Source organism: Paenibacillus sp. USHLN196 (assembly GCF_037144955.1).
GTDB lineage: Bacteria > Bacillota > Bacilli > Paenibacillales > Paenibacillaceae > Paenibacillus > Paenibacillus xylanexedens_C.
The window spans coordinates 101,356-114,813 of the sequence record NZ_JBBCYH010000004.1 but is presented as its reverse complement, the minus strand read 5'-3'; the positions used below and the strand labels follow the sequence as shown (position 1 = coordinate 114,813).

The following is a 13,458-nucleotide window of genomic DNA, read 5'->3' as shown; positions in this document are numbered from 1 at the left end:
GAAGCCTCCCTCAACGTTAACCGTCAGTTGTAATGAACCCGCCGTGACAACACCCAGCCCACTACGATCAGTACAAGGCCAATCACCAAGGTATATAACCAGGACATCGCCGAGCTTAAGCCAAAGTTCTGGGTTTTGAATGCGGTCTGATAGATAGCTTGTGTGACCGGACTTCCGGCAAATGAATCAATAATGGTATAGATGACATTCGTCAGAATCAACGGACTCACCATGGGAAATGTAATTTTCCAGAATGATTCATAGGCTGTCGCCCCTTCGATCTTCGCAACCTCGTACATCGATCCCGGCACCGATTGCAGCGCGGCGAGGAAGATCAGAATCTGGACACCAGAGCTGCTAATAATCTCATAGATCCGCATGATGGCTTCTACAATGTAATCCACATAGGCCATCGGCAATCCCACATCCGCCAGCATTCGCACAATGGATACCACGTTGAACGAAGCCCCGCCATCGGCAGATGCATCGACCGCACTCGCATCTCCCATCAGATTAATTAATCCCGCAGACTCAGCTGCTGCAACTGCACTGGAAGCCAGAATAACCGGCAAGAAGAAGATTGCACGCGCCATCGTTCTGCCTCTGAACTTCTGGTTAAGCAGTGTCGCCGTGAACAAACTGAAAAACAGTATCATTGGCACATTCAGCAGCATTGCTCCAACCGAGTCAACCAGAATCCGGTTGAACGTCGCGTCAACCAGAAGCGCATCCTTGAAATTTTTAAATCCAACGTACTCTAGGACGTATCCGCCCGGAGCAACAGACAGGTTGCTCAGGCTGAACCGGATGGATTGCAGGAGTGGCGTGGCAAAGAGGAAAATGAAGCCGACCAGCCACGGCGATATAAAGGCAAGTCCAAGCAGCGCTCTCCGTGACTTCAGCGATAATCGAATGGTTCTCATCGGCTCACTCCTTCCACCACATAGTCCGTCCCGCCAACTGTTGTTCCACCAACAGTAACTGAATCCACATTGTAATTCACAAGAATGGATGTACCGCCCGTATAAGTGATCCGGACCACGCCATCCTGGATGCGTTCATGCTTCAGGATCTGCTCATTCTCCAGTTCTCCCAGCACTTCGTTGGCCTGCTTATACAAGGCAACAGCGTCATCCACCCAATAGCCATACTCGGTCGCGTAGGCCGAATCATAATTCGTAAGTTTCAGCCGGGAAGATGGTTCATATGTCCATTGAAAATACGGAGCTGCCCCAAGCTCCAGGCTGCGCAGCAATTGTTTGCGGAGATCCTGATCCCCCGAAGTGTTCATCGGAGATGCAGCATAGTTCATGTATCCATGAATAACCATCGCATAAAAAGGAACTTCTTCATCGGCAATATTGAACCGACTTGACCCTGCGGGTACATTCACAACATGTTGTGCACTTCCCCAAGCGTAGCTGTTTGCTGCAGATATCATCAAGTTGGGATAGGACTGTTTCAGCTGTCCCAACTGTTCCTTCACAATGTTCTTCGCCGTCTCCCGATGAATCACCCGACTATCCCGATAATCGGAAGTCAGGACTTGCCCAAGATCACGGAGGGATAATCCGCCGAGGTCCAGTTTATTGAATTTATCGGCAAACTCAGTCACCACATATGGAAGCTTGGCAGCTGAGAGCAGATAATAGCTGTCCTTGCTCTGATCCATGCGATTAAGGGCAGGACTGTATGGATACAGTTCCGCTGTCTCTTTCGTTACAAAGCGTGCCGCATCCGAAGAGGGAGCAAAGCGCATATCATCGTGATAAATGTGCTGGAATGCCACATCCGGGAACAAGGCTCCGCCAGACTGCCCAAGCTTAGCGGACAACGCCTGAAGTTCGGAACGACTGCCTACCTCACTGTCCAACTTTACCTGGGTTGGCATATGATGACTGATCCCACCGCCGAACCATCCCTGATACCGCATTTGCACTCGGTTTACACCTTCCTGCTGCAACTTCGCCGCGATTTCAGTAGCCTGTTCGTACGTGGTCATAGCTAAGGTGGAACGATATGGCACGCCCAGGAACGAAGCCTCTTTGTCCACCGCACCAAGTACATCTACATAGAACGGCAACTCCGTCTGTTCTGCGAGTGGCTTCAATACATCCTCCTCTATCAATTGCTGCTGATACAGGCGGGCCATACCCGAGTAACTGGCATCTTCTCCATGAAGGAAATGATAACGCACCTGAATATCTCCACGGAAAGGCTCTTCGCTAAGCAGCTGAATCTCCTGCATTTTCTGCGAGGTGTACATCTCCAATTCATCCTCACCCCGCAGGGAGAAGGTCGCATGCACATGATTGTAACTGTTCTGCCTGCCTCCAATATCTGCAGTGATACTGGCTATGCCGTCCCCTTTTTCAATCACCGCAAACCAGGCATTCTCCCCGTTCTTCAGACCAAACACAGGCATATACGCTGATTCACTAACCTGAGGACGACTAAGCGAATTATCATTTGGGTCTGCGCCATAAACGCGCTGTACATACTGTTCTTCTTGGGTTTTTCCGTTGTTCAGGTGGATCAGGCTGCCTGAACCGTCAGGTACGAGCATGTAGCCCTCACCCTTCGTATCCGCAGCACCAAAGTAAGCGAGCAAATCAACATTCCGAATGCGATATTGCCCACTTTCCTGAACTTGACTCAAAGGAACGGTTACGACAAGTGCGCCCTGATCCAACCGGTATTCCACAGGAATCACGAAGCTGGGTTTATCCGATACACCTCCGCCTTCGACACCGTTCTCCTGATTGTCAAAAGCCAGATCGTCCGCCGTGTAACCCGCCGTCTCAAAGGCTCCCAACATCTTGTTCAGCACAAGCTGCTTCGAGATCTGTCCATCCAGCCGCTCCAGAATATCCGGATTGTTCTTGGTTGGATAATAACGGGCAGATGTGTATCTTGCGACAGTAGCGTCCAGTTTGGAAAGCACTTTCTCCTCCAGGCGCTGCTTGCTAATCAGTTTGGGCAGCGCGTCAATGCCAAGCGACGTATCACCAAGCGTATAGTTCACCCGAATCCCCTGATCGATCTGCCCCACAGTGAATTGCTTGTTGCTGATGCTGGAACTGAAATTCGGAAAGTTCTCTAGTGTTCCCATCGCATCCCGGAAAGACACGTTCAGCTGGGAGGACAGCACTTCTTTTTCATATGCGGAAGCGAGACTGTCCCCATCCCGTTCTTTCGGGTTGCTATACCAGATCTCTCCACTTTTTCCGTCACGTACTGCAATTTCTGTTGTCTCCTCGTTGTAGTACAGGGCCAATCCCTGATCTTCGGCGACCAGTTGCATACCAGGCACCCCCTGCGAAGAGTCGCCAAGGAACTGCAACGGTTCCTCCGTGACGGGCATGGCCTGGGTTGTTGTATCCAGATAAGCCGCGGCTTCTACAGCAGGAACCCCCCTGTTGTTTATATACAGCAGCCCGGCTGCAATCATGATTACAGCTGCACCACCAGCCAGCACCGTATATAGTCGTTGCCTTTTGTTCACGGATGCCGCCTCCTTTAGGTCCGAAAAATCAACTCACGGTAAATGTTATAACCGAATTCGTACAACTGTTGCAGCATGCTGAAGACGAGGGCACCAAGGAATACGATAATGCCCATCACAATGAGCGTTAGCACCATCGTAATGATTGTTTTAATCACGGTGTACTGGTGAACCGTCATCATGCCAATGAACAGAAGCAACACAAACCAGAAGAACGCGATGCTATTAAAAAGATAATAAAAAGCAGTCTCCTCCTGCACCATGAAGCGGCTGATCACGATCATCGGGGCATAGATCAGAATAACCGGAATGAGCGAGTATCCTGTCGCCAGAACGATTTCTCTGAATTTCCCTTCCCCTTCCATCAAGGTCGTTACTGCCCAATTGGCTGTGCACCATAGAAAGAACGGGATAGCAACTGTGGCGATATCGATGATGCTGTTAATCGTACGAGGATCGATGTAATTGACGAGAAATCCTGCATACTGCTTCTGCAAAATCATCATGATGATGGTGAGCACGAGCGCTGCAAAAGCAACGAGCAGCCGTCCCCGGTTATCCGACTTGAGGTCCCAGAATGCATCAATGGGGTGAAAAATGAGATGCAGCGGAAACTTAATGAAATCCTGCTTCACGATCAACCTGCCTCCTCCGTCTCCATTTAACCGCCACTCGGGTCAGGATCAGAATGAAAATCAGCGCGATCGCAGCGGTCAGGAATGTACCGAAGTGTTCCTTCATCATCTCCCGCCGATGCCTCTTGAACGCGACAGAATAACTCTTGCGGTCCATCCCAAGTTCGAAGTAACCCAGCGCTTCCTCGTTTTTCTTCTCCATTAATAGGGACTTGCCGATACCAATATAGGCGATGTCATAGTTGGCATTCAGCTTCAGCACTTCTCTCCAAATATTCACGGCCTCCGTGTCCTCTCCGCGATAGTGGAGTGCCACCGCTTCGTTCACACGGGAACCAAAACGGGTTGGCTCATAGACGACAAGATTGTTCTTCCCCCGATCCAGAACCAAGTGGCGCTCACCGGATTGTTCAATCGCGACAGGCGTTTTGAGGGTACCCACCTGATTTCCTTTGCCACCGTATATGTAGAGCAGATGACCTTCATCGTCGTATGTGAACACCCGGTTTTGTGTCGCATCCAGTACACTGTACAGGCCGTTACCCAGCACTTTCACATCAATCAGTTTGGATGGACCGGGATTGTTGCGAAACCGGATATCGCCTTTGACGTCAACATAACCAAACCGCTTCAGTACATCTTCGCCAGACGGGTTGAGACGTTTGATCGGTTCATTCGAGCCAGGATCAATATTCGTCGCATACACAAATCCTTTGTGGTCGATATCCGCATTGGAGAACTCCGTTGGGACAAACAGGACCATCTGTGCGCGCTGGGCTTTGGTCGATAACATGCGCCAGATATATTCGCCGTAGTCCCGCTCCACTTTGTTCGTACCGACGTATCCGATAAATTTTCCGCTCTCGTCAAACTGCATAATGCCCTCGTAGACCCCCTGTGCCACAACGTACACCCGGCCCACATGGTCAACCGTCAGCTTCAAGGGCTGGAACTGGAATTGGGTCGACAGGATATCCGATTCTGGCTTCGTGATCGTATGAATCAGCGCTCCTTCTCCATCCAGGACAACCACACGACTGTTGCCCGTATCGGCAACATAGATGTGTTCTTCTTCATCCACAAACAATCCGCCCGGAAGGTTGAACGTCTCCTTGCTGCCACCCATCATGAATCCATCAATGACGCGCAGCAGCTTAAAACTGGTGTCCAATACGATAATTCGGCTGTTGCCGCTATCCAAAATATAGATCAACCCGGAAGGAGAAACGTTCACATCACCGGGGTCTTTGAACTCACTAATGCCGAGGTCACGACCTGATAGGGTACGCTCGGGCAGATAGGCATCCGGTGAGGGAACAGCCTCTTTCCAATAGTTGTAATTGTAACTCTCATACGGCGCCGGGGAGGCCGCCGCAGGCACGGCATTCACCAGCAGCAGAGATACTGCCGCCAGGAGAACAAGCCATCTTTTCACTGTGCGTGCCATATCGTTCCCCCTTAATCCTTCATGCCCGAGCTCGCCATCGTCTCAATGATTCGGCTCTGAGAGAAAATAAATAGCGTGATCGGCACACTCATCAAAATCAGTGCTACCGCAGCACCCGCTCCTGCCCGGGATATGCCGCCCTGAATAATCTGCCCTGCTGCATAATGCAAGGTCTTGAGCTGCTCGCTGTAGATGTATCCATTGCCATCACTGCCCCACAACATCTGGAACAGCAGAATGATCAATGTAAGCCAGGCTGGCTTCACATTAGGCATGACGATGGACCAGAAGATCCGGTATTCACTGGCGCCATCAATTTTGGCTGCTTCCAGCAGTGCATCCGGGATCTGCTCCATGAACTGTTTCATCAGATACAACCCCAGTGAATAGGCAAATGCCGGAATAATAACAGCCCAGTACGTGTCGATCCATCCGAGCCATGACATGATCATATAGTTCGGAATGGCTGTCACCGCTGGTGTGAACATCAGTGAGAGTACGACCACCTGGAACATGAATACTTTGCCTGGAAACTTGTGTTTGGCAAGCGGGTAGGCCGCTGCGGAAGCTAGTAGCACATGGCCTACAATTCCGATACCTGTAATAAATACCGTGTTGAATATATAACGTGAGAACGGCACCCACGAGTCACTCAGCAGATTCAGCAGATCCGTAAAGTTGCTGAACGTGGGATTTTTGACAAATAGCGTTGGTGGAAAAGTGAAAATCTCATCCAAAGGTTTGAATGCATTGTTGATCGCATAGATCAACGGCAGTACCATGAAAGCACCGAATACGAGCAGAAGGGCAAACAGGGAGAGGCTTCCCGATAGCGAGCGATTCACCCGCTTTTTGCCTGTCGCAATTGCAGCCATAGCTATTCTCCCACCCTTCGAAGCAGTTTCTGTACCAGCAAGTTGGTGCCCACCATAATCATGAACAGCACGGTGGCAATCGCCGATGCGTATCCCATCTCAAACCGCGTTGTACCAAAGTCGATCAAATGGGTCACCACAGTCTCTGCTGCATAGTTCACGCTCGGGAACCCGGCCAGCGCGATCGACACATCGGCCACGGCAAACGAGGTTGTAAGCTGAATGACTGCGCCGAACATCAACTGTGGACGCATCGAAGGCAGGGTAATGTACCATAGTTCCTGCCATCGATTTTTAATCCCATCCACCGCTCCCGCTTCGTACAATGTCCGGTCCACCGTCTGCAAACCAGCGATAAACGCCAGAAATCCGGTTCCGAGACTCAGCCACAGCTGCACGAGAATGAGGATGGGCATAATGTAAGCTTCTGTCTTCAGCCACTGGATCGGCTCCAGCAGAAAACCCCATTTGATCAACAGCCCATTAGCAATACCATAACGATCTCCCGAGAAGATCATCAGCCAGATAAAATACACATTGCCCGAAATGGAGGGCGCGTAGAAGATCAGCGTCATGAACGCTCTCCATTTCGGTGTTAACTCATTAATGATCCACGCGAAGACGAAACAGGCAATATAACTGATCGGTCCGGTAATGATGGCAAACAGCAGCGTATTCTTGATCGCAATCAGGAATACATCATCCTCCAGAAACAGGCGGGTGTAGTTCTGCCAGCCAATAAACCGCGGGAATTCAAGCATGTTAAAGTAGGTGAAGCTGAGTATGATCGAGATGACAACTGGAATCACGGTAAACATGAGGAACAGGAGCATATAAGGTGCAAGCAGAACATAGGAATGTTTGCTGGCCTTCATTTCCTGGAGCTTCCAGCTCCACCACGATTTCATGCCCATCCTTGACGCTTTCTCAGGAGGACTTTTTTGTCCGTCTCGGAGTGATATTTGTGGCACGATTAACCCTCCCTCTGCTTACGGAAGACCAAATTCATTACGCTTGACGCGAATCTCGTCCTGAATATATTGGGTATAATCCATGATGGATTCCCTGGCTTCCACTTGGCCAACAACGGTTTTGTAAAATGCATTGAACAGATGGCGGCCTGTAAAATAACCACCAGGTACTTCGGGAATACCCTTCACGGTTTCGAATTGGGCTTTGAGATTCGCATAATCCTCCGCAGGCCAAGGCAGGGAATCCAGCGCCTTGATGTTGGCCGTTGGATAACGTGCAGCGGCACCCATCAGTCCTTCCATCTCCCGTCCGAATTCAGCCTGAATCGGCGTACTGGTCCACCACTTCATGAACTCCCAGGCCGCGTCCTGATCCTTGGCACTCTCCAGCATCATGACCGCGCTGCCTCCACCCGGGACGTCACGATTCAAGGTACCATCTGCCTGAACGGTTCCTGGGACAGGAACAAATCCCCACAGTCCCCGAATCTCCGGTGCAAATACAGACAGCTGGTTGTACATGGTGTAATCCGTTAGTCCAATAGGCATCTGTCCTGTACGGAAACGGTTGGCAAAATCATATTCCCGCTCCAGCTTGTAATCGGTATAGAATTCCGTCCACTGCTTAAAGGTCTCGATTCCGATCCGGGAATCCAGATCCGATTCCTTGTCATCGTTACGATAGAAGGCGCCGCCGTTCTGGAGCAGCATCGTTGCATACTGCGAGTTCGGCGGAATATTGACACCCTGCATATTCGCCTGGGTCACAACCGGCATGCCGAATTCCATGTGATTCTTGCTCAAAATCGCGAGTAGAGCCTCGACATCCTCCCAGTTCTGAGGCACTTCAAGTCCGAGTTCTTCGAGAACGTCTTTACGATAAAACAGCATGTTAAAGGTCTGTGTTTCCGGTAGGGCATATACGCCCGAATCATAGGCATACGGTACAATTGCACTTTCCCTGAACTCCTGTTCTACGGTGCTATAATCGCTGAATTGCGTCAGATCTACAGCCGAGTTCCGCATCGCAAAGTTCACGGGCAGGTCATTACCGATCTGCATGGCAACATCGGGTCCTTCACCGGACAACGTCGCTGGCAGCAAGGTTCCCATGTTGACCAGCTTCAGATTCACGTTAATGCCACTGTCTGGTGTGAAGGTCTTGTCAATCATCGCCTTCATCGTATTCGCCTGATCTCGTCCGCTACCAATCCAGACCGTTACCGTGCGCTGATCTTCTGAAGTGGCTACATTGCCGATCTGGTTATAATCAATGAAGAACGAATGATAGAATATCTTGGCTTCATGACCGAGCTTCGCGAGTGGTCCCATGCCTGCTCCGGGAATATCACGGTCGATCGAAGCGACGTACAGTGCATCGATCTCAAGGGGTTGCTCTCGTGCCTGCTGCACCCATGTTCCGAGACCACCCGTGTTGGTTTTATAAGCCGCAAGCCGTCTTGGAATGGTATCCGGCTTGTCGATCATCTCGTCTAGTTGCAACGCCATCGTCTTGATCAGCGCTTCCTGATCGCTGGACTGTCCTGACAGAAGACGAAGCTGTGCGGCCACGTCTTTGAGTCGTTTACTTTCCCCACTGAACACTTCCAGCAGGTTCGGAATCTGTTTCTCCACCCGGTAATCCCGGAATTCATCAGGCTTCGTACCTGTAATCATCAGAATTCGTCGGTACATGGAGTTCAAGTTGTACAGACTGTCCTCCACATTGCGGATAAGAGGTGCAAAATCTCCGAGGCTGTTCTCCAGCCGTAGTACATGCTTTCCTTTTTCCAAGTGAAACTTGTATGCTTCCTTGCCGCCCATGACGTCAATGCGATAGTCACTCTGATAACGGAAAGGGGCTTTGGCCATCTCTGCAAACGGAACTTCACCATCAATGGTGAGCTTGCGTGTGGAATAGATGCCTTTGACAAAATTCTGCTGTCCGGTAAAACCGATATGATAAAGTCCCCTCTCCGGCACATCCACTTCCCATTCAATCCATTGTCCTGGCAGACGCCAGTTAAAGCCGCCAATCGTATTAATGCGTACCTGGGAAGCGCTGTAAGGAGATACAGCAGAACTTGACCTTTCGCTGGTCGGGTATAACGTAGGTGAAGATTTGGCAATCGCGGCTTCTCCTTCAATGCGAATAAGTACATCCTTTGGCTGCCCGGAGGAATCCGACTGTTGTGCACCTGCAGTTTCCGCGTAAGGAACAGCTGTCTTCTCATTGAAAAGACGAATGGACCGAATCACCATGGGTTCACGCGATGATTTTAGCGTTAGCGTGTGCTCCCCTTTTTCCAAATAAAACTTGAATGGAGTCTGTTCGTACCCGTCGGAGTCCTGAAACGTTTCTTCCATCCAGCGTGGTTGCTCCACTTGTCTCGGGCGTAGGTCATTGCCTTGATTGTCCTGCTCCACGACATCTTTTTCATTCTCCCACACCCGGTCAAACTGCAAATAGGCGGCTTCCGCAAAAGGAAGTTCACCATCAATGTACAATGCACGCTCAATGGCTGAGCTCTTGCCTTCAACGGGATAATAGATGGCGGACAGGTTATACAGCCCGGTCTCCGGCACGTTAATGGTCCAATCGACTTGTCCGGTCTCTCCGGTATGGAGAGATACACCATCCATTCCCTCATAATTAGTTAGTTTGCGGACGTCTTCACCTTCGGCTTTTATGTAATCTCCTGCTTCAATGGTGATGTCCACATTCGGCTGTGTAGCCTGATCCGTTCCGGATCGATACTGTTCGTACCCCTTTTTCTGCCGGGTCTGCTGCAAGACTACATCCACTTCAATGGCAGGCAGACTGCCAGGCGGAATGTTTGCACTCTTCACATCAGCGCCGGAAGTTACATATAGAATGATGCAGGCTGCCGCCACGATGATTACTGTGGACAATATCCATTTCTTACGTTGTAGAATTCCAGCCATCCTACGAGTCCTCCTCATCAAGGCTGATGCCAGCAATGCCGATTTGGTGGTTCAGGAAAAAGGGGCTCCGTGCAACTTTGCCGACACGAGCCCCTGCCTGAATCGTTTGCTGGTGATAAGTGTGATTATTGTTTTCCGAGTTTATCAATGGCAGCTTGTGCCTGTGCTTTGTATTTCTCGGCTGTTGCTGTCACGGAAGCGTTGTTTTTGATGATATCGTTCACGTAATCTCCAAATGGGTAACCCGTGTAAGCATCATCCAGTAAAATGCGGCCCGTTCCAGCGATGTGCTCGCGAATGATCGCAATATCCTTCTCATCGGTATAACGACTCTCCAGATAATCTTGACCTGGATACTCTTCGATCTGCGGGATGTCGAAGGTCTCTTCATAGATTTGGTAGACGATCTTCGGATCCTCCACACCTTTCGGAATGAACTTCGCCGATGCCGCGTTGTTTGCATACGTTACCTCTTTGCTACCCTGTGGCCCATTCGGAATCGGTACAACGCCGACAGCAAAGGTGAGATCGCCCAACTGCCATTCAGCAGCAGTGAACAGAGCTACGTCTCCATCCTTGAACGTATTGCTTTCCTCCCAGTTGGTTTTGTCGCCGGTTTTGACCTTCACGACATTCTCCACGTTATACAGGCGTTTGACGAACTCAGCAGCTTCAATCGTTTTCGGATCGGATAATCCTTCTTTGCTATTGGTATCATCGACGATGGTTCCACCGTTGGCTGCAGTAAAATGACGAACGACATCAAGGGCCCAGCCAGAAAATCCGTATACATCTGTTTTGCCGTCATTATCCGTATCTTTGGTTGCCTGTTTGGCGAGTTCCAAGAATTTATCCCAATTCCATTCACCTTGGCTATACAGTTCCTGTGGATCAGGTAATGACAGTTTTTTGAACAAGTCACGATTATAGTGAAGTCCCAGACCGATGCTGGTTGGAGATTCGAAGGCGTATTCGTTGCCTGCAATGGCAGGGAATTTAGCAATCAGGTTTGCCTCTTGGTTGATGTTGTTCTCAGGTGTAGTGAATTCGGAGATGGGCAACAATTGCCCTTTGAGGATGGCTGGTAGTGCGGATTTGTATTCCATCTGAACGATGTCAGCGAATGGTTCGCCGGCTAGTGCAGACGTTGTGAATTTGTTCATGTATTCTTCGAAAGGTACGTTGACGAACTCCAGTTTTACGTTGTATTTCTTCTCTACCTCTGCAATTTTATCGAGTCTGGCCTTATCCGAGGCCGTCTCTCCCGCCGGTTTCAGATCCCACCAGGCCGCAACCTTGATGACACGTCCACCCAGATCAGGCACATTTGCCACAGCTTCTTCCGCAACGTCTTCTTTCTCTGTTTCAGCGACTTCGGTGCTGTTGCCTGAATTCGTTGTTCCCTCAGCATCAGTCCCCGTCTGCGTTGTCCCCCCACCACTGCAAGCGGATACAAAAAGAATCACAGCCAATAACATCAGAGGTAGAACATTCCATCTTCTAATCATGATTTTAACAACCTCCCCGAATGTGTATGCCAATCATGGTCCACCCTAAATCATTAACCCCGCTCATCAACCAATCGAAAATAAACGACCACCACCATTTGTTATTTTCTTGTTTGTTTTTGACAAACAAAATTTAACACAGCAAAATGTAAGCGTCAACATTTTTGTTGTTAACATTTTCTATTTATTCTGATAAAATGCTGATAAATCTATATTTTAGCTGTATTACAGCTTATTCTACAGGTCAGTCCCTAAGTACACACTTGTTATAACCAGTACTACATTTTAATCATTTGTTATTTTATTTAAATAACAAAATAATAATCCCTGAGACAAAATTCGTCATACTATCTGAAAATGTGCTTACCTTCACGTTGGATGGCTATCGTAAAATGCTGCGTATCACTAACATTTTGAATTCTCTATCCGTTATTAGATTAAGAGAAATACATCATGCTATACTAGAATCAGTTGGATATCGCTCCAAATAAGGAATACGGCAGAACTACGAGTGTAAGGATGGTATGATGAAAACAAAGGTAACAATTCAGGAAATTGCACATTTTACGGGTTTGTCGAAATTCGCGGTGTCACGAGCTTTGTCTGGAAAATCGGGAGTTAGCGATCAGACGAGGGATGTTATTCTCAAGGCCGCCGGCAAACTTGGATATTTCAAAGATAACAGCATCTTGTCTGGTGAACTGTCTCACAGCAGTGAATCACATGACCCGAAGAACACACGTTCAAGCGGTACCATCTTGATTTTGTTTCCCAATGTTCGTTATCAAAATCAAGAGTCCGTATACTGGGGACCTGTCTTTAACGGAATCTCGTCCAAGCTGAACCAGAAAGGTATAAATATCCTGACCTTGACGGAACCTTCAGCAGATCAGTTGTTCACGCTGTTGAATCCGGATGCTATTCGGGGAATTATTACCGTAGGTTCCATCTCGACGCCGATTCTACTTGAAATCAAGCGTCTGGGCATTCCGGTTGTGATGGTAGATCATCTGGACCCTGTTTTCCACAGTGACAGTATATTTACCGATAACTTTGCATCCATGCGCGAGATCATGCTCTATTTGCTCCGCAAGGGCTTCAAAACCTTCCAGTTCGTCGGCAATATCAGTGATGCTCATAGCTTCTATGAACGCTGGATTGCTTATACTTCTGTGCTCATGGGCCATGGAATGGAGATACACCAGATTCCCGAGCTAAGTAATCAGGCATTGGATGAGTTCCGCCAGACGTTCACTTCAGTGATCCATGAGGATAACCTGCCTGAAGTGTTTGTATGTGCGAATGATTTCTATGGGCTATACACCATAGAAGCTCTTGAGAGTATGGGCATTCGTGTGCCCGATCAGTGTGTTGTGACTGGATTTGATAATCTATACGACAATATTCCCTTACTGGCCACAGTCAATGTGAACAAGGAATTGCTGGGGTCACGTGCAGTGGATCAGATGTTATGGCGCATTGCGAACCCAGAGAGCAGCGTAGAGAGAAAGCTGATTCTTGCTGACGTTATAATTCGTGAACAGTTCAGCAGGCATAGCGGCTAATAAGAT

9 protein-coding genes are annotated in these 13,458 nt (G+C 49.1%); 1 reads left to right on the top strand and 8 read right to left on the bottom strand.

Features of this window, described 5'->3' with window-relative positions:
- Positions 1 to 23: 23 nt before the first annotated feature.
- The 8 genes from WFI24_RS10415 to WFI24_RS10380 all read right to left on the bottom strand — a co-directional run bounded on the left by WFI24_RS10415 (position 24) and on the right by WFI24_RS10380 (position 11,887).
- Entirely contained in the window at positions 24 to 923 is a 900-nt protein-coding gene (locus tag WFI24_RS10415) for a carbohydrate ABC transporter permease (protein ID WP_076327086.1), read from the bottom strand.
- Complete coding sequence (locus WFI24_RS10410) at positions 920 to 3,505, bottom strand: DUF5696 domain-containing protein (protein WP_336760510.1); 2,586 nt, start codon at positions 3,503 to 3,505, stop codon at positions 920 to 922. The genes WFI24_RS10415 and WFI24_RS10410 overlap by 4 nt, the downstream gene beginning before the upstream one ends.
- 14 nt (positions 3,506 to 3,519) lie before the next feature.
- Positions 3,520 to 4,140, bottom strand: a complete 621-nt coding sequence (locus WFI24_RS10405; protein ID WP_336760508.1) for a YIP1 family protein — start codon at positions 4,138 to 4,140, stop codon at positions 3,520 to 3,522.
- Positions 4,121 to 5,587: an NHL repeat-containing protein gene (locus tag WFI24_RS10400; RefSeq protein WP_336760507.1), complete on the bottom strand. Its 1,467-nt coding sequence runs from the start codon at positions 5,585 to 5,587 to the stop codon at positions 4,121 to 4,123. Before WFI24_RS10400 ends, WFI24_RS10405 begins: the two co-directional genes overlap by 20 nt.
- Before the next feature lie 11 nt (positions 5,588 to 5,598).
- Entirely contained in the window at positions 5,599 to 6,462 is an 864-nt protein-coding gene (locus tag WFI24_RS10395; RefSeq protein WP_017689719.1) for a carbohydrate ABC transporter permease, read from the bottom strand.
- 2 nt (positions 6,463 to 6,464) lie between these two features.
- Positions 6,465 to 7,376 carry a carbohydrate ABC transporter permease gene (locus WFI24_RS10390; protein WP_047842211.1) on the bottom strand — a complete coding sequence of 304 codons (912 nt, stop codon included), beginning with the start codon at positions 7,374 to 7,376 and terminating at the stop codon, positions 6,465 to 6,467.
- A 75-nt stretch (positions 7,377 to 7,451) separates the two neighbouring features.
- A complete protein-coding gene (locus tag WFI24_RS10385; RefSeq protein WP_336760501.1) occupies positions 7,452 to 10,379 on the bottom strand; it encodes an extracellular solute-binding protein in 2,928 nt (975 codons plus the stop codon).
- Between the two features lie 125 nt (positions 10,380 to 10,504).
- Positions 10,505 to 11,887, bottom strand: coding sequence for an ABC transporter substrate-binding protein (locus WFI24_RS10380; RefSeq protein ID WP_186327719.1), 1,383 nt, complete (start codon positions 11,885 to 11,887; stop codon positions 10,505 to 10,507).
- A 527-nt stretch (positions 11,888 to 12,414) separates the two neighbouring features.
- On the opposite strand from WFI24_RS10380, the gene WFI24_RS10375 reads away from it, so the two are divergent.
- On the top strand, positions 12,415 to 13,452 hold the full coding sequence (locus WFI24_RS10375) for a LacI family DNA-binding transcriptional regulator (protein WP_442956220.1): 1,038 nt from the start codon (positions 12,415 to 12,417) through the stop codon (positions 13,450 to 13,452).
- Positions 13,453 to 13,458 lie beyond the last annotated feature (6 nt).